At 68.1% G+C, this 17009-nt stretch carries 16 protein-coding genes; 8 read left to right on the plus strand and 8 right to left on the minus strand.

Features of this window, described 5'->3' with window-relative positions; translation table 11 throughout:
* The 3 genes from AC1DTF_RS12735 to AC1DTF_RS12745 form a co-directional block, all read right to left on the minus strand.
* Positions 1 to 3170 (minus strand): ATP-binding protein (locus AC1DTF_RS12735; RefSeq protein WP_477474291.1); only part of this gene is annotated, 3170 nt, incomplete at its 3' end.
* Position 3171: 1 nt separating this feature from the next.
* A complete protein-coding gene (locus AC1DTF_RS12740) occupies positions 3172 to 4398 on the minus strand; it encodes a glycosyltransferase (protein WP_477474292.1) in 1227 nt (408 codons plus the stop codon).
* Between the two features lie 111 nt (positions 4399 to 4509).
* Positions 4510 to 5076: an NADPH-dependent FMN reductase gene (locus AC1DTF_RS12745; RefSeq protein ID WP_477474293.1), complete on the minus strand. Its 567-nt coding sequence runs from the start codon at positions 5074 to 5076 to the stop codon at positions 4510 to 4512.
* Positions 5077 to 5159: 83 nt separating this feature from the next.
* Here AC1DTF_RS12745 and AC1DTF_RS12750 point away from each other — a divergent pair, with 83 nt between their 5' ends.
* Genes AC1DTF_RS12750 through AC1DTF_RS12765 form a run of 4 tightly spaced genes read left to right on the plus strand, consistent with a single transcriptional unit; the run spans position 5160 to position 8164 of the window.
* Positions 5160 to 5768 carry a TetR/AcrR family transcriptional regulator gene (locus AC1DTF_RS12750; RefSeq protein WP_057166224.1) on the plus strand — a complete coding sequence of 203 codons (609 nt, stop codon included), beginning with the start codon at positions 5160 to 5162 and terminating at the stop codon, positions 5766 to 5768.
* Positions 5765 to 6796, plus strand: a complete 1032-nt coding sequence (locus AC1DTF_RS12755; RefSeq protein WP_477474294.1) for a DNA polymerase IV — start codon at positions 5765 to 5767, stop codon at positions 6794 to 6796. The genes AC1DTF_RS12750 and AC1DTF_RS12755 overlap by 4 nt, the downstream gene beginning before the upstream one ends.
* Positions 6790 to 7944 (plus strand): AAA family ATPase, encoded by a 1155-nt coding sequence (locus AC1DTF_RS12760; protein WP_057166222.1) that lies wholly within the window; start codon positions 6790 to 6792, stop codon positions 7942 to 7944. Before AC1DTF_RS12755 ends, AC1DTF_RS12760 begins: the two co-directional genes overlap by 7 nt.
* 19 nt (positions 7945 to 7963) lie before the next feature.
* Entirely contained in the window at positions 7964 to 8164 is a 201-nt protein-coding gene (locus AC1DTF_RS12765) for a hypothetical protein (protein WP_477474295.1), read from the plus strand.
* Here AC1DTF_RS12765 and AC1DTF_RS12770 read toward each other — a convergent pair.
* Positions 8161 to 9021 carry an SDR family oxidoreductase gene (locus AC1DTF_RS12770; protein WP_477474296.1) on the minus strand — a complete coding sequence of 287 codons (861 nt, stop codon included), beginning with the start codon at positions 9019 to 9021 and terminating at the stop codon, positions 8161 to 8163. The genes AC1DTF_RS12765 and AC1DTF_RS12770 overlap by 4 nt on opposite strands.
* 34 nt (positions 9022 to 9055) lie before the next feature.
* Positions 9056 to 9700, minus strand: coding sequence for a TetR/AcrR family transcriptional regulator (locus tag AC1DTF_RS12775; protein ID WP_057166219.1), 645 nt, complete (start codon positions 9698 to 9700; stop codon positions 9056 to 9058).
* Positions 9701 to 9836: 136 nt separating this feature from the next.
* Here AC1DTF_RS12775 and AC1DTF_RS12780 point away from each other — a divergent pair, with 136 nt between their 5' ends.
* From AC1DTF_RS12780 to AC1DTF_RS12790, 3 genes are all read left to right on the plus strand, one after another.
* The gene (locus AC1DTF_RS12780; protein WP_477474297.1) at positions 9837 to 11318 is read left to right on the plus strand and encodes a cytochrome P450; all 1482 of its coding nucleotides are present in this window, start codon (positions 9837 to 9839) and stop codon (positions 11316 to 11318) included.
* 111 nt (positions 11319 to 11429) lie between these two features.
* The gene (locus tag AC1DTF_RS12785) at positions 11430 to 12923 is read left to right on the plus strand and encodes a cytochrome P450 (protein WP_477474298.1); all 1494 of its coding nucleotides are present in this window, start codon (positions 11430 to 11432) and stop codon (positions 12921 to 12923) included.
* Positions 12923 to 13300, plus strand: coding sequence for a DUF4267 domain-containing protein (locus AC1DTF_RS12790; protein WP_057166216.1), 378 nt, complete (start codon positions 12923 to 12925; stop codon positions 13298 to 13300). The genes AC1DTF_RS12785 and AC1DTF_RS12790 overlap by 1 nt, the downstream gene beginning before the upstream one ends.
* Positions 13301 to 13315: 15 nt before the next feature.
* On the opposite strand, the gene AC1DTF_RS12795 is transcribed toward AC1DTF_RS12790, so the two are convergent.
* Entirely contained in the window at positions 13316 to 13789 is a 474-nt protein-coding gene (locus tag AC1DTF_RS12795; RefSeq protein WP_477474299.1) for a homocitrate synthase, read from the minus strand.
* Between the two features lie 220 nt (positions 13790 to 14009).
* Between AC1DTF_RS12795 and AC1DTF_RS12800 the strand changes: the two genes are divergently transcribed.
* On the plus strand, positions 14010 to 14759 hold the full coding sequence (locus AC1DTF_RS12800; RefSeq protein ID WP_477474300.1) for a sulfite exporter TauE/SafE family protein: 750 nt from the start codon (positions 14010 to 14012) through the stop codon (positions 14757 to 14759).
* A gap of 3 nt (positions 14760 to 14762) precedes the next feature.
* On the opposite strand, the gene AC1DTF_RS12805 is transcribed toward AC1DTF_RS12800, so the two are convergent.
* Positions 14763 to 16118, minus strand: coding sequence for a neutral zinc metallopeptidase (locus AC1DTF_RS12805; protein ID WP_477474301.1), 1356 nt, complete (start codon positions 16116 to 16118; stop codon positions 14763 to 14765).
* A gap of 109 nt (positions 16119 to 16227) precedes the next feature.
* On the minus strand, positions 16228 to 16995 hold the full coding sequence (locus AC1DTF_RS12810) for an SDR family NAD(P)-dependent oxidoreductase (protein WP_477474302.1): 768 nt from the start codon (positions 16993 to 16995) through the stop codon (positions 16228 to 16230).
* Positions 16996 to 17009 lie beyond the last annotated feature (14 nt).

Here is a 17009-nt window from a genome sequence, read left to right on the forward strand (position 1 = left end):
GCCGACACCATCTGTGCGCCGACCGCCGCGTGCCCGTCGAACCCGCAGGACTCGGCGGCGGCCAGGTACCGGGCGGCAAAGTCCCGCTCGGCCCTGAGGTCGCCCTCGGCCCGGGCCACCAGGGCCCGCAACCGTAGCAACGGAACCTCGTGCAGCATGAATCCGGGATCGGTGGGCACGGCCGCGAGTCGGTCGATCGCCGCGCGCGCGGCACGCACGTCCCCGGCGGCGTTGCGGCCGAGCAGTGCCTCGACCAGTGCGCTGACGGCCGGACCGCGCCACACCACGGCGCCGATGGAGAACAGCGCATCCACCACGACGCCGGCCAGTTCGACGGCGCCGTCGAAGTCGCCGAGCTCACACCGGCGGCGGGCGAACTGGATGTCGGCGATGTGCACGATCGACGAGTTACCGCAGCCCTGCAGCGCGCTGAGCCGAGCCCGGCGCAGGTGTTCGTACCCGGCGTCGCGGCCGGCTTCCTCCCCGGCGACCAGGACCAAACCGCGGGCCAGGTGGGCGTGCACCACCGTGAAATCGTCACCGTCGCGGTCGGCGGCGGCCAGCGCCGCGGCGGTGTCGCGYAGCGCGTCGGACCCGGACCGCAGGGCTCCCAGTCCGATCTGCGCGTACTTGTGCAGGGTGGTGGTGACCAGGATCAGCGGATCCAGTGGGCGCGACAACTCGATGGCGCGGTCCAGGTCGTCCTTCCATCCGGGCTTTCCCACAGACATGCCGGCCACCCCGCGCATGGCGATGGCCAAGGTCAACGGCGAGCCGAAGAAGGTTCCGCCCTGATGCAGATCACCCGCGGCCAGGTCGATGACCCGCTGGGCAATCCGCGTGATCTCGGCGACTTCGGCGGTTTCCCACTTGGCCGCCAGTGCGCCGAACGACACCGCGACCGTCAGGGTGTCATCGCCGCTGCGTTCCAGCAGCCGCTCCAACTCCGAGGCGTGTGCCGAGGCGGCGCGGGGGCGGTTGTGGAAGGTCAGCGCCATCACATAGCCCGCCATTCCGGTGGCCAGCGATCGTTGGTCATCCTGTTCCCTGCACAGCCGACGCAGCTCGCCGAACTCGGCCTCGGCGTCGGCAACGCTGGCGCGCCAGGACATACCGCACAGCGCACCACTGGCATCGATGTGCATTCGCAGCCGGTCCGGGTCGCCGACCGGCAACCGCTGGGCCACCTCTGCGGCGCTGCGCCAGCTCGCGCGGGCGGCCGCGACATTGCGTCCCGTCAGCCACACCCCGGCCCGCATATGCCAGTCGTAGGCCGTCTTCAGATCACCGGCGGCCTCCAGATGGCCGGCGATCAGCGCGGCGTTGGCCTCGGGCGTTCCCGGCCCGTGCTGCTCGATGGTCGAGGCGAGCCGCCGATGCAGCCGGGCGCGTTCCGAGCGCAGTTGCGACTCGTAGGCGACCGTGCGGATCAACGGGTGCCGGAACCCGTATTCCGCGCCGGACGCCGTCACCTCGATCATCTCGGCAGTGATGAGTTCATCGATGCACACCGGCTCGACGAGGTCGTGTAGGCGGCTCTCGGTGAACCGGGCACCGATGACCGCCGCCGCGTTGAGCGCGTTCTTGGCCGCGTCGCCGAGCCGGTCGATGCGTGCCGCGATGGTCGAGTGCAGCGTGGCCGGCACTCCCGTCACCGTGGCGCCGTCGATGGCCACATAGCGGCCGGCACGACCTTGCAGCACGCCGCGTTCGGCGAGATCGCGCACGATCTCCTCGGCGAAGAAGGGGTTGCCCGCAGCATGCTCGGCGATCTCGTCCGCCACCGACGCCACCGACGGATCGGTCCCGAGCAGTTCGCCGATCAACACCGTGGATTGCGAGTCATTCAACGGCACAAGGGAGATCGCGTCGCGGACGGCCAGCCTGCCCCGGTATTCGGGACGGTAGGTGACCAGTGCCATCGACCGGCTGCCGTGCAGCAACGAAAGGAACTCGGCGATGGTGGACTCGCTGGCCTCGTCGATCCAGTGCGCGTCCTCCACGACGTAGACCGCGGGGTCCGGCCGGGCCGCCGACGCGGCGGTCAGCAGGGCGCCGAGCCTGCGCCGGCGCGCGTCCGGATCGATGGCGGGAAGGTCGTTCTCGGATTCCCTGATGCCGAGCAGATCATCGAGCAGCAGCAGTTCGTCCGGGTCGGCGGCGGGCAGATGTTCGCGGACGCATGTGCGTGCCGCCTGCCCGTGCAGGCTGCCGACACCGGTGAGATTGCGGAACAGCCGGGCCGCCGCATGGAACGGCACCTGGCGGGCGTGCGCCTCGCAGAACGTGGAAACGACGCCGATTCCCTTGCCCTGCCCGACCCGGAGCACCTCGGTGACCAGCCTGCTCTTGCCGATCCCCGGCGGCCCGATCACCCCGACGATGCCACCTGCCCCATTGAGAGCGTTGTCCAGATGGCCTGCCAGCAAACGCACTTCGGCATCCCGGCCGACCAGACTCGACTCTCGGCGCCCGCGGCCCGCGCTCATCGCCGCGGATACCAGCCGCCTGGCGGGCACCGGGGCGTCGGCGTTCTTGATCCGCACCATCTCGACCGCGCCGAGCTCGACGACACCGTCCACCAGCCGGGCGGTCGAACCGCTGAGCATCACGCCGCCGGGCGGGGCCACCGCCTCCATCCGCTGCGCCATCCCGACGTGCGACCCGATGGCGGTGTAACTGCCGGGCAGGGAACCGATTTCACCGGTGATCACCTGGCCCGAGTTCAGTCCGACCCGTAGCTGCAGCCCCACCCCGTCGCGCCGGTGCACCTCGGCACCGAACTGGCGCACCTGCTGTTGCAGATCCAGTGCCGCCAGACAGGCGCGAAAAGCATGATCTTCCAGCGCAACCGGTGCGCCGAAGACCGCCATCACGCCGTCACCGGTGAAATCCACTGACCCGCCGTAGCGTTGGACGACCGCACTGGAACGCCTGAACAGTTCGCTCATCACCTCGCGCAGCCGCTCGGTGCCCAGCGCACCGGCCAGATCCATGGATCGCACGACGTCGGCGAACAGCACGGTGACCTGTTTGAACTCCGCGTGGTGCGCGGCGGGGGAAAGCGGCGGGGCGAGCGAGGCAACGGAAGATAACGCGGTGCCGCAGGCGTCGCAGAACCGGGCTCCCGCACGGGGTTCGGTGCCGCAGGTCGCGCATCCGGCCGGCATGTCAGCCGCCGGTCACCGGGATGCCGAGCAGCCGGTGCTCCAGCAGGTCGGCGCCGCGCCGCGCTCCGCCGGCCGCGGCGAATCCGGCCGCCACTCGACGGGCTCCGTCGGTCATGGTCATCGCTTCCAGGACCCTGGACCGTAGCCGTTTGGCATTGAGCCGTTTACCCGGCAATCGGGTGCCGCTGCCCGACACCTCGACCCGGCGGGCCACCTCGAACTGATCGCGGCCGTAGGGCACCACGCACACCGGCACTCCCCTGGCCAGCGCCTTCTGCGTCACGCCCATGCCGCCGTGGGTGATCGCGCACACCGCACGGTCCAGCAGGGGGCCATGCTCGGCGAAGCCCAGGACCGTCGCGTTGGCGGGAACCTCGATGCCACCCGGCACGCCACACGGGAACGTCACGACGACCTCGACCGGCTCATCGGCCAGCGCCGCCATCGCGATGACCGGCAGTGCGTCATCACGTTGGCGCTCCGAGGAATTCGTGACCACGACCAATGAACGTTCCCGGGCCGTCCCTGGCGGCGCGCCGAACTCGCACGGCCCGATCAACGCGACGCGTTCGCCCCAATCGGGACGGGGGTATTCGAGCGGCTCGGCGGTGGCCACGAGCATCAGCGGTGCGCGCCTGATGAAGTCGTCACCCGAACGGATGGGGCGGGTGCCCAGCGCACGGTGGATACGGCCCAGCGGTTCGATCATCGACCTGTCCAGCAGTCCGTTGATCGCCGCGCCCACCACCTCGTCGCGGACGCGCCCGAGCGGTCCCTGCCGCGGACGCAGCCCCAGCCCGAACGGCGGGACCGCCGGGGAGGACAGGTACGGCGGGTACGGCCAGAACGACGCCCACGGCAATCCCTGCGCCTCGGCGACCGCCGCTGCGCCCCAACAGTTCGCGTCGATGACGAGGGCATCCGGTGCGRCCGCCGCGATCGCCGAGCGCAGGTCGTCGACCTCCAGGGCGGCCCGCTCGGCGAACACCGCGAACCCCGTCTTGATCGCCTGCCAGCCGGTCCGTGCCATCCAGTCGGTCATGGCGACCGCCTCGATGCGGGGGTCGACCGGGGTGACGTCAAAGCCCGCGCCGCGCCCGACCGCCAGCCCGGCGGTATGGGTTTTCAACACGATCCGGTGGCCGCGGCGGTGCAGTTCGGACAGAAGCGCGGCGATGGGATACAGATTGCCTAGGGACGGCGAGGTATACGCCAGGATTGTAGACATCGTCGCACGTCAACACCCCACGCTCGGGAGCCGAGCCGGTGCATCGACTCACAGGTGGGAGTCTATTCCCACAACTGGCGGCCCACACGCGGACGATCGAACTACACCGGATCAGCTGATCTCGGCGACGAGCTTCCCGACCACCTCACGGACGTTGGCCGCCACCTCGGCGCTCTCCCGGGGATGCTTGTCATCGAGGGTCTTGGACGGGATCGACAGCTTCAGATCCTCGATGACCCGCGGGCCGGCGATACCGAAGGATTTGCGGGTCTCGTCGTGCGCCCACACACCGCCGAATCCGCCCAGTGCGGTGCCGATCACGGCCACCGGCTTGTCCTTGAGCGCACCGTTGCCCCACGGCCGGGACAGCCAGTCGATGGCGTTCTTGAGCACGCCGGGGATGGAGCCGTTGTATTCCGGGGTCACGACCAGCGCCGCCCCGGCCGCCGCGGCGGCGGCACGCAGTGCCTGCACGGGCTCGGCGACATCCTCGGTGTCGATGTCCTCGTTGTAATGCGGCAGCTCGCCGAGGCGGTCGAAGACCTGCAGCGTGACGCCTTCGGGAGCCGATTCGACGGCCAGTTCGGCGAGTTGCTTGTTGATCGAGGCGGCGCGCAGGCTCCCGACGAGCACCAGCACGTTGGTATCGGCGTTGTCCTGGTTTTGGGCCATGGTCATGTTCCCTTTCGTGGTCTGGGTGATCCTCGCACAGGATAACCGGACTACGGTCCGAATAATTCCGGCTGAGTTAAAGTGCAAGGGTGGGCGCACCCGACCGGCTGAATGCACTGCCGCTGAGCACCGCCGCACCGGCCGAACGCGGCGATGCGGCGCGCAACCGTGCGCTGCTGCTCGATGCCGCCCGCAAGCTTATCGCCGAACGCGGCGCCGATGCGGTCTCCATGGACGACGTGGCCGCCGCCGCAGGCGTCGGCAAGGGCACCCTGTTCCGCCGTTTCGGCAGCCGGTCGGGGTTGATGATCGTGCTGCTCGACGAGGACGAGGTGATCGAGCAGCAGGCGTTCATGTTCGGCCCTCCACCACTGGGCCCCGGCGCGCCGCCGCTGGAGCGTCTGCTGGCTTACGGGCGCAGCAGGCTGAGGTTCGTCCACGTCCACCACGCGCTGCTCTCCGATGCCGCACGTGACCCGCACACCCGCTTCAACGCGCCGTCGAACCTGCATCGCACCCACGTCCGGATGCTGCTCGAAAATGCTGGAACCACAGGCGATCTCGATGCGCAGGCCGACGCGCTCACGGCCCTGCTCGACGCCGACCGGGTGGCACACGAGCTGACCGACCGCGGCAAGACCCTCGACGAACTCGGCGACGCCTGGGAGACCGTGGCGCGCAAGCTCTGCGGCACGTGAGCGGCTGGATCCTGCATGTCGACCTGGACCAGTTCCTGGCCTCGGTCGAACTGCAGCGCCATCCCGAGCTGGTCGGCCTGCCCGTCATCGTGGGCGGCAGCGGGGACCGCACCGAGGCGCGCAAGGTCGTCACCTGCGCGTCCTATGAGGCGCGCGCATTCGGCGTGCACGCCGGGATGCCGCTGCGCGTCGCGGCCCGCAGATGCCCGGATGCCACCTTTCTGCCGTCGGATCCGCAGGCCTACGACGAGGCCTCCGAACGGGTGATGGGCCTGCTGCGCGACCTCGGCCACCCCCTGGAGGTGTGGGGCTGGGACGAGGCCTACCTGGGCGCCGACGTCGCCGATCCCGTCGAACTCGCCGACCGGATCCGCACCGTCGTCGCCGCGGAGACCGGGTTGTCCTGTTCGGTCGGCATCAGCGACAACAAGCAGCGCGCCAAGGTGGCCACCGGGTTCGGCAAACCCGCCGGGATCTTCGTGCTGACGGCGGACAACTGGATGGCGCTGATGGGCGACCGCCCCGTCGACGCACTCTGGGGAGTCGGTCCCAAGACCGCCAAAAAGCTTGCCGCGATGGATATCAGCACCGTTGCCGACCTCGCCGCGACCGATGCCACCACCCTGACCGAGGCCTTCGGCCCCAGCACCGGCCTTGGGATTCTGCTGCTCGCCAAGGGCGGCGGCGACACCGAGGTCAGCTCGCAGCCCTGGGTGCCGCGATCGCGCAGCCATGTGGTGACCTTCCCGCACGACCTCACCGATCGCGCCGAGATGGACCGCGCCGTCACCGATCTCGCCGCCCAGACGCTCACCGAGATCGTCGCCGAGGGCCGCACCGTGACCCGGGTGGCGGTGACGGTGCGCACCAGCACGTTCTTCACCCGGACCAAGATCCGCAAGCTGGCCGCGCCGGGGACCGACCCGGCCGCCATCACCGCCCAGGCCCTGTCCCTGCTCGACGACTTCGAATTGGACCGCCCCGTAAGGCTTCTGGGTGTCCGACTGGAACTGGAGATGCCGTGCTGAGCACCGTCGCCTTTCGCGGCTACCGGTCACTGCGTGACATCGTGCTTCCACTGGGCCCGCTGACGGTCATCACCGGCGCCAACGGCACCGGCAAGTCCTCGGTGTATCGCGCGCTGATGCTGCTCGCGGATTGTGGTCGGGGTGAGGTGATCGGCTCACTGGCCCGCGAGGGCGGGCTGCAGTCGGTGCTGTGGGCCGGCCCTGAACAGACGGCGGGCGCCCGTCGCACCGGCGCGACGGAAGGCACCACCCGCACTCGTCCGGTATCGCTCGAACTCGGTTTCGCCTCAGACGAATTCGGTTACCTCGTGGACCTGGGCCTGCCGCAGTACGCGGGGCCCCGCTCGATGTTCGGCCGCGATCCGGAGATCAAACGGGAGTCGGTGTTCGCGGGCCCACGGTTGCGCCCGTCCTCCGCCCTCGTCCGGCGCCAGGGCGACTATGCCGATGTGGCCGACGAAACCGGGCGCGGTTTCACCGAGTTGACCAAGGCACTGCCGGCCCATCGCAGCGTTCTGTCCGAATACGCGGGCGCACTCCCGGAGCTGGATGCGGTGCGTGATCGGCTGCGCGGCTGGCGTTTCTACGACGGATTCCGGGTCGACGCCGCGGCACCGGCACGCCAGCCCCGCGTGGGTACCCGCACCCCGGTGCTCTCCGATGACGGCGCCGACCTGGCCGCCGCGTTGCAGACCATCATCGAGGTGGGCCACGATGATCTGGCACGCGCCGTCGCCGACGCGTTCGACGGCGCCACCATCTCCGTCGCCGACAACGACGGACTCTTCGAGCTACAGCTGCGCCAGCGCGGTATGTTGCGTGCGCTGCGGCCCGCCGAGCTTTCCGATGGCACCCTGCGCTTCCTGCTCTGGGGCGCAGCACTGTTCAGTCCCCGGCCGCCGTCGCTGATGGTGCTCAACGAGCCCGAGACCTCACTGCATCCCGACCTGATCCCGCCACTGGCGGGAATGATCTGCAAGGCGGCCGCGAATACACAGGTGGTCGTGGTCACCCATTCCGGCGCCATGCAGGAACGGCTGGCCGCCGCTGATGCCCTGACGGTGGAGCTGATCAAGGAGTGGGGTGAAACCCGTGTCGAGGGACAGACGATGCTGACCGCGCCGCCCTGGGACTGGGGTAAGCGCTGAACACCTACCATCGACACCCATGAGCAAGCGCATCGTGGGCACCGTCGCCGTGGTCCTCGCATTGTCGGGCTGTGCACACACCTCCGAGCCGGCAGACACCTCCACGGTGGCCCCGGTGTCGACCACCACCACGACGAAAACCACCACGACCACGAGACCCGGGGCGCCGAGTGCTCCCGAGTTCGCGCCGGCGCCCGGCGGCGACCTGGCCCCGGCCTAGCGGCGGGATTTCGGGCGCAACGCCCGGGTGAACAGGACGTTCACCTGACGCATGGCCACGCTGTAGGGCCACCACGCGGCGCGCTTGAAGGCGTATAGCGCGCGGATATCCGGTGAGGTGTAGATCATGAACCGGTTGCGCCGCACCCCGGTGAGGATCTTCTCGGCGGCCTTCCCCGGGGAGACGGCGTGCCCGGCGAATCGTTCCACCCATTTGGCCACCCGAGGGTCCTCGCGGTCCACGCCGGCGATCTGAACCGTCTGCACCAGAGGAGTTTTCACCGCACCGGGCACCACCACAGACACCCCTATCCGGTGCCGTGCCAGATCGAAGCGCAGCACCTCGCTCAGGCCGCGCAGGCCGTACTTGCTGGCGCTGTAAGCGGCGTGCCAGGGCAGCGCGACGATGCCCGCCGCCGAGGACACGTTGACCAGGTGTCCCCCGCGCCCGGCGGCGACCATCGGCGGCAGGAACGTCTCGATGACGTGGATGGGCCCCATCAGGTTGACGTCGACCATCGACTTCCAGTGTTGATGGGTCAGTGTGGAGACGGTGCCCCACGCCGAGATCCCGGCGATGTTCATCACGATGTCCAGTGCGCCGTGGGCGGAGTGGATGTCGGCGCCGAACGCGGAGACGGCGTCGAAGTCGGAGATGTCCAGCGCCCGGTGGGCGGGTACCTGCGCGCCCAACGCCTGGGCATCGACCACGGTGGTGGCCAGGCCCTCGACATCGCGGTCGGTGAGATAGAGCTCGGCGCCCTGGCGCGCCAGATTCAGTGCGACCGCCCGGCCGATACCGCTCGCCGCGCCGGTGAGCAGAACACGTTTCCCCGCAAAGCTGTCCGCCTGACCCATGTTCTCGACACTACCGAGCGCCGATGCTGGTCGATCAGTCCTCCCAGGAAGCCGCGGTTCCCCACAGGGCGCTCAGCCAGAGCCGTTCCAGCACATCGATCGCCCGCTCGGGGTCGGTACCGCGCCCGACGAACGCCGCGTCATGCGACAGCGTCATCGCGGTGGTCGCGGTCAGCATGCGGACCAGGGCCGGGATGTCATCGGAGATCGGCCGGGTGCCCTTGCGGACCTCATCTTCGACGACCCCGACGATCTTGGCGATCACCAGATCCTCGAAATCGTTCATGATCGCGGCGATCTGCTTGTCGGTCGCCTGTGCCGCGGTGCAGGCCGCCATGATCGGGTCATTGGTGGCGAAGACGGCGGCCGCACTGCCGACCATCCGCTTGGCGAACGCGGCGGGCGATTCCTCCGGGTCACGCGGGGCGAAGTTGTGGGTCAGCACATCCAGTTCGGTGAGTGCGTCCTTGACGATGAAGGCCAGCACTTCGTATTTGGAATCGAAATAGAAGTAGAAGCCTGATCGAGCCACTCCGGCGCGTTCGCTGATCATGCTGACCGACAGGTCGGCGAACGGTTTGGTGCCCAGCAGTTCACGCACCGCCTTGACGATCGCATCGCGTTGGCGGTCCCCGCGACTGCGCCGCGTCTCGGATTCCGTTTCGGGGATGGCGCTCATGGCATTAAACCTTGGCACCGCGACCCGCCGAAACAAAACTTGACATGCGTCAAGTCTGGCATACAGGATGGGTTTCGAGAGTGAGATCCACCACATGGCCCCTGTCGGTGGGATGACCTTCTGAGGAGCTTGCCCGATGTCGACCGTCAGCACCCCGAGCTACCTGCTGGATCAGGCCAAACGACGATTCACTCCGACGGTGAACACGATCCCCGGCATGGGGGCCATCGAGAAGCGTTTGCTCAACCACGAGTGGAAGCAGCACATCCTGGCCGAACCGCCGGCCGGCAGCGGGCTCAAGGCCATCGCCGGAGATTCGGGCCTACCACTGGTCGGGCACATCATCGAGATGTTCCGCGAGGGTGCCGACTTCCCGTTGCACCTGTACAACACCCGCGGGCCCATCACCTTTGCCGATTCGCCGATCCTGCCCTCGATCGTCGCGCTCGGCCCGGACGCCACCCAGACCATCTTCTCCAACCGGAACAAGGACTACTCGCAGAAGGGCTGGCATCCGGTCATCGGCCCGTTCTTCAACCGCGGGCTGATGATGCTCGATTTCGAGGAACACATGTTCCACCGCCGCATCATGCAGGAGGCCTTCACCCGGACCCGGTTGAGCGGGTACGTCGAGCACATCGACCAGGTAGCCACCGCGGAGGTCGCGGCCTGGCCGACCAACGATGCCCGTTTCCTGTTCCACCCGGCCATGAAGGAACTGACCCTCGACATCGCCTCGGTGGTGTTCATGGGCCACGAGCACGGCGGGCACGACCACGAACTGGTCACCAAGGTCAACGACGCATTCGCCACCACCACCCGCTCGGGCGGCGCGATCCTGCGGTTCAGCGTGCCGCCGTTCAAATGGTGGCAGGGGCTGCGCGCCCGCAAGGTGCTGGAGGACTACTTCGTCGAGCGCATCAAGGAACGCCGCAACTCCGGTGGCACCGACATGCTGTCGGTGCTGTGCCACACCAGCGACGACGACGGCAACTCGTTCTCCGACGAGGACATCGTCAACCACATGATCTTCCTGATGATGGCCGCACACGACACTTCGACGTCGACGACGACCACCATCGCCTACCACCTGGCCGCCAATCCCGAGTGGCAGGAGCGTTGCCGCGACGAGTCCGACCGCCTCGGGGACGGCCCGCTCGACATCGAGGCGCTCGACAAGCTGGAGACCCTCGATCTGGTGATCAACGAGGCGCTGCGCCTGGTGACACCGCTGCCGTTCAACATGCGCCAGACCGTGCGCGACACCGATCTGCTCGGCTACTACGTGCCCGCCGGCACCAACGTGGTGACCTGGCCGGGTATGAACCACCGGCTGCCCGAGCTGTGGACCGACCCGGACACCTTCGATCCGGACCGCTTCGCCGAGCCGCGCAGTGAACACAAGAAGCACCGCTACGCCTTCGCACCGTTCGGCGGTGGCGCGCACAAGTGCATCGGCATGGTCTTCGGCCAGTTGGAGATCAAGACGATCGTGCACCGGATGCTGCGCAATTACCGGCTGGAACTGGTCAAGCCCGGTTACACCCCGCGATGGGACAACGGCGGGATGCCGGTGCCGATGGACGGTATGCCAATCATCTTGCGCCCCATCCGCTGAGCGCACACCGCGATCAAACTTGACATGCGTCAAGTTTGACGTACAGGATGTCTGCCAAGAGTGACATCGACCACAGGTCTGTCCGCACGAACCGTTTGAGGAGGCCCGCTAGTGCCGACCACCAGCAAGCCCGCCGTCAGTACTCCGGCCTATCTGCTCGATCAGGCCAAGCGCAAGCTCACCCCCACCCTGAACAACATGCCCGGCCTGGGGTCGGTCGAGAAGCGGCTGCGGCAGCACGATTTCAAGCAGTTCGTGCTGGCCGAGCCGCCCGCCGGCAGCGGGCTCAAGCCGGTGATGGGCGACTCTGGTGTGCCGATCCTGGGCCACATGATCGAGACGTTCCGGGCCGGGCCCGAGTATCTGCTCGAGGTGTACAAGAAGTTCGGCCCGGTGCACTACGCCTACTCCCCTGCGCTGCCCAGCGTGGCCGCGCTCGGGCCGGATGCCACCCAGGCGGTGTTCTCCAACCGCAACAAGGACTTCTCGCAGAAGGGCTGGGATCCGGTCATCGGGCCGTTCTTCAACCGCGGGCTGATGATGCTCGACTTCGATGAGCACATGTTCCACCGCCGGATCATGCAGGAGGCCTTCACCCGCAGCCGGCTCGCGGGCTACGTCGAGCACATCGACCGGGTGGCGTCGGCGGTCATCGCCCATGACTGGGTGGAAAACGATGCCCGCTTCCTCTTCTACCCGGCGGTCAAGGAGCTGACGCTGGACATCGCCTCAGTGGTGTTCATGGGCCATGAGCCCGGCAGCGACAAGGAATTGGTGACGAAGGTCAACGACGCGTTCACCATGACCACCCGCGCGGGCGGCGCCATCATCCGCACCGGCGTGCCGCCGTTCAAGTGGTGGCGGGGACTGCAGGCCCGCAAGGTGCTCGACAACTACTTCGAGGAGCGGGTGAAGGAGAAGCGCAACTCCGACGGCACCGACATGCTCACGGTGCTGTGCCACACCTCCGACGATGACGGCAACACGTTCACCGATCAGGACATCGTCAACCACATGATCTTCCTGATGATGGCGGCGCACGACACGTCCACCTCGACGCTGACCACCATGGTGTATCACCTGGCTGCCAACCCGGAATGGCAGGAACGCTGTCGCGAAGAGAGCGCACGACTCGGGGACGGGCCGCTCGACATCGAGGCGCTGGACAAGCTGGAGACCCTCGACCTGGTGATCAACGAGGCGCTGCGCATGGTGACCCCGTTGCCCTTCAACGTGCGGTCCACGGTGCGCGACACCGAACTGCTCGGCCACTTCATCCCGGCCAACACCAACGTGGTGACCTGGCCGTCGATCAACCATTACCTGCCCGAACTGTGGACCGACCCGGAGAAGTTCGACCCGGACCGGTTCGCCGAACCGCGCAACGAACACAAGCGGCATCGCTACGCGTTCGCTCCGTTCGGCGGCGGCGCGCACAAGTGCATCGGCATGGTCTTCGGACAGCTGGAGATCAAGACCGTCATGCACCGGTTGCTGCGCAAGTACCGGCTGGAGCCGCCCTACCCCGGCTACAAGGCGAAGCTGGACTACGCCGGGATGCCGGTGCCCATGGACGGCATGCCGGTCATCCTGCGCCCGCTCTGATGAGCACCGCCCCCGACCGCGGCGCCCGCCTTGCCGAGGCGGGCATCGTGTCCCTGGCAGCCATGCGGATCGGCATCGGCGCCCTGGCCTGGGTGCGACCGGATGCGGCCTCGTCGCTGTTCGGTTTCCCGCGCCCTGACGGTCAGGCGCGCTACCTGTGGCGGTTGTTCGGGGTGCGCGATGTGATGGTCGGGTTGGGCACGGTGGCCTCGACCGGCTCACGCCGCCGGGTGTGGGCGCGGGTCGGGCTGGCCTGCGATGTCGCCGACGGCACCGCCGGCGCGCTGGGCCGCGGTGAGGTCACACCGCTCAGTGCCGCAGCGATGGTCGGCGTGCCCGCGGCTGCCGTGGCGTTCGGCGCCTGGGCGCTGCGTTAGCTTTCTCTGCGCCTGTCAGCAAGCCGAGATCAACCGGTTCGCGCACGCGATGACGGCCCGCAGCGCCGACTGATTCGGGCATTCCGACCAGCCGATCGCCCATTCAGTGTCCGAACCGTCGGTGCCACGGATGAAGGTCGCGGTCTGCCCGCCGGCGCGCAGCTGATGGAAGTTGAGCATCTCGACGGCGATGCCGTGCTCATGGAGCATCGCGGTCAGCGCCCCGAGCGGGCCCGACGCGGTGGCCGATGACGTGATGGTGCGCTCGCCGATGGCAAGGGTGGCCTGATAGGTGTGTGCGTGACGCCCGTGGGTCCGATCGGCGCGCTCCCACCGGTCCAGGTGCAGGGGCCCGGCGCTGGAACCGAAGGTGTCCGCGACGTCATCCCAGGACATTTCGGAAGCCAGGTCACGCAGTCCGCGCGGCAGGGGTGCGTCGAAGAAGTCCGCGAAGCGGGGGCTCGCGATGGTGGTGGTGTGCGTGTTCATGTGCCGGTCTTCTCTGCTCAAAGGGAGCGACCGACGGGTAGTAGCTTCCGACCCACAGCGGGGGGTCGGTCTGGATCAGACCCCGCTGCGGGTGCTGGCTACTACGAGAAGGTGAATCACGTGGCCGAGGTTAGACCTGTCGGCGGGGTGCGCGCAACTTCTTTGTGGCGGCGGGTGGGAGCGCAGCGACCCGGCGAATCAGATAGGCAAAGATGGCCCGGTGACATGGGCCGAGATCGCGCTGCTGTTCGCCGCCGGTATCGGTGGCGGGCTGACCGGCAGCATCGCCGGGCTGGCCTCGGTGTCCACCTACCCGGCCCTGCTGATGGTCGGTCTGCCGCCGGTGACCGCCAACGTGACGAACACGGTCGCACTGGTGTTCAACGCCTTCGGCTCGGTGCGCGGCTCGCTGCCCGAACTGGTGGGTCAGGCTCCCACCCTCAGACGACTCGTCCCGGTGGGCGTGCTCGGCGGTCTCGCGGGTGCGGTGCTGCTGTTGTCCATTCCCTCGGAGGGTTTCGAGAACGCGGTGCCCATCCTGCTCGCGGTGGCCGCGGTGGCGATCGCGCTGCCCCGGGGCAAGGACACCGACGACGCACCGACGGCACGGCACCTCACCCTGCAGGCGATCGCCGTGGGCGTCATCGCGGTGTACGGCGGATTCTTCGGTGCCGCAGCGGGAGTGCTGCTGCTGGCGTTGTTCCTGCGCACCGGCGCGAAGACCCTCGCCGATGCCAACGCCACCAAGAACGTGGTGCTCGGATCCTCCAATGGTGCTGCGGCCGTGGTGTTCGCGATCGTCGCACCGGTGCACTGGCCGGCCGTGGCGGCGATGGGCATCGGTTGCCTCATCGGCTCCCGACTCGGCCCCATCGTGGTGCGGCACGCACCAGCCACCCCGCTGCGCATGCTGATCGCGGTCGCCGGTCTGGCGTTGGCGGTCAAGCTGGGCTTCGACACCTATCGGTGAGCGTCAGTTCTCGTAGCTCAGGCAGCTTTCGGCGCCGTTGATGACCCCCTCGCGGAACGCCCGCACCCGGTCGAAACCGGCGCCCTGGCGGTCGGCGTCGCCGTCGCCACGGAACACCAACAGCGCCTTGATGCCCTCGTCGAGATCACCCGGTGAGATCGACCAGGAACTGGTTTCGGCGCGGTTGTGCAGGATCACGCTGGCGGTGTAGCCGCCGGCCAGGCAGTCGGCGCGCAGGGTGGACGTCTTCTCATCGGACTCGTCGCCGAGGCGGCTCAGCGCGGCCAGTCCGTACTGGGTGGCCAGCAGCGTGGACACCGCGTAGTCGCCGCCCTGGCGGTACACCTCAGGCATCGTCTCGACATTGTCCCAGCCCACGTAATCGTCTGGGACGCAGTAGAACAGCGAGTAACCGTCGGTCGACTGATCGCCGCACATCGGCGGGTCGGCCGGATCGAAGGCCTCCAGGCCCGCGACCGGCGTCCAGGCCTGACCATTGGTCAGCTCCGGGTAGAGCTGCGTCCAGTAGTCCTCGAGGTCATAGGGCACTCCGTTGACGATCGAGTCATACGGCGCATTACCCTCGGATGCCGCATCCTCGATGTTGTTGAACGGCAGCGCCAGCACCATCGGCTCGTCGTCGCGGTACTCCTTGCACCGATCCAGGCCGTTGTCGAAGCCGTCCTGGAAGGCGCTGGTCCGGTCGAAGCCGCTACCGTGCGCGTCGGGGTCGGTCTTCGAGGTCCCCGGGTTGTCCCGCAGGTCGAGCACACCGGCCAGCGCCGTGTCGAGGCCGGCGCTGGTCACCTCGAAGACACCGTCGTCCTTGGCATGCCGGGCCCACGCACCGGCGAAGCAATCCGCCTGCAGTTCACGGGTGACGGTGCGGGCGGTGAAGTTCGAGCGGGCCTGAACGGCGTGGCCGAACTCGTGGGCCATCACCACCGGGATGACGAAATCGCCGAAGCGGGACTGCAAGTCGGGCAACAGGTACTTGGCATCCCACGCCACCACGTCCTCGGTCGAGCAGTAGAACGCGTTGCCGGAGACCTCTTCGGGATCGGTCGTGCACGGCGGGGCCGGGCTGCCGTCGTCGATGGCGTAGTAGCCGCCGGCGATCTGCTCGAAATCCTTGTCGTAGAGGGCCGGGAAGTTCTCGGCCCAGTACTGCTCCAGATCCGCGATCGCCTGGATCGCGATCTGGTTCACCGGAGTGGAGGCATCACCCTCGACGGTGATGCTGCTGGTGTCCGGCGCGGAGGCCTTCTTCTCCGATTGCGAGGGGATCTCCGGCTGCGGAGAACCGCACGCCGCGACCATCAGCGCGGCAGCCGTCGCGAACATGATCTTGATGTTCATGGGCAAACATTAACGGGTGTTTCGGCAAAATGGGCATTGGATGCGCACAATGCGATTTCGGCGCGCCCGCGACCGCTCAGCGGTCACCGGCGCGCCGAACCCGCAACGTCTACTTGGGGGCGAAACGCTGCCCGGCATCCAGGCGGATGCACTGACCGTTGAGCATCGGGTTCTCCACGATCGCGATGGCCAGCTTGGCGTACTCCTCGGGCTTGCCCAGGCGCTTGGGGAAGGCCGCATCCTTGGTCAGCACGGTGGCGAACTCGTCGGGGATGCCCTCGGTCAGGCCGGTGGCGAACAGGCTCGGTGCGATGGCCAGCGAGCGAATGCCCAGGCTGCCCAGGTCGCGGGCCATCGTCAGCGTGATCCCGGCGATCGCGGCCTTGGCGGCCGTGTAGGCGACCTGCCCGATCTGGCCTTCGAACGCGGCGATGGACGCGGTGTTGATGATGACGCCGCGCTCCTCGGCTTCCTCGTCGACGGGGTCGTTCTTACTCATGTGCCAGGCCGACAACCGGCTGATGTTGAAGGTGCCGATCAGGTTGAGATCGATGGTCTGGCGGAACGATTCGAGGCTGTGCGGGCCGTCCTTCTTGACGGTGCGCTCGCCGATGCCGCCGCCCGCGGTGGTCACCGCGATGTGCAGGCCGCCCAGGTCTTCGACAGTCTTGGCCAATACCTGCTCGGTGCCGTCGAAGTCGGTGACGTCCACCTCGTAGAACGATCCGCCGACCTGGTCGGCGACCTCCCTGCCCTTCGACTGGGGCCGGTCCAGGATCGCCACGCTGGCGCCACGCTTGGCCAGCGCCTCCACGGTGGCCCGCCCGAAGCCGGATGCCCCGCCGACAACCACGGCCCTCTTACCCGAAATCTCCATCTGGCTCCCTTTCC

This window comes from Mycobacterium sp. P4_H6 (genome assembly GCF_056400845.1).

Coding starts and splice junctions, on each gene's coding strand:
- AC1DTF_RS12745 (WP_477474293.1), bottom strand. CDS start 5,076: ATGACCATGGCCCAAAACCAGGACAACGCCGATACCAACGTGCTGGTG.
- AC1DTF_RS12765 (WP_477474295.1), top strand. CDS start 7,964: ATGAGCAAGCGCATCGTGGGCACCGTCGCCGTGGTCCTCGCATTGTCG.
- AC1DTF_RS12770 (WP_477474296.1), bottom strand. CDS start 9,021: ATGGGTCAGGCGGACAGCTTTGCGGGGAAACGTGTTCTGCTCACCGGC.
- AC1DTF_RS12775 (WP_057166219.1), bottom strand. CDS start 9,700: ATGAGCGCCATCCCCGAAACGGAATCCGAGACGCGGCGCAGTCGCGGG.
- AC1DTF_RS12780 (WP_477474297.1), top strand. CDS start 9,837: ATGTCGACCGTCAGCACCCCGAGCTACCTGCTGGATCAGGCCAAACGA.
- AC1DTF_RS12790 (WP_057166216.1), top strand. CDS start 12,923: ATGAGCACCGCCCCCGACCGCGGCGCCCGCCTTGCCGAGGCGGGCATC.
- AC1DTF_RS12795 (WP_477474299.1), bottom strand. CDS start 13,789: ATGAACACGCACACCACCACCATCGCGAGCCCCCGCTTCGCGGACTTC.
- AC1DTF_RS12805 (WP_477474301.1), bottom strand. CDS start 16,118: ATGAACATCAAGATCATGTTCGCGACGGCTGCCGCGCTGATGGTCGCG.
- AC1DTF_RS12810 (WP_477474302.1), bottom strand. CDS start 16,995: ATGGAGATTTCGGGTAAGAGGGCCGTGGTTGTCGGCGGGGCATCCGGC.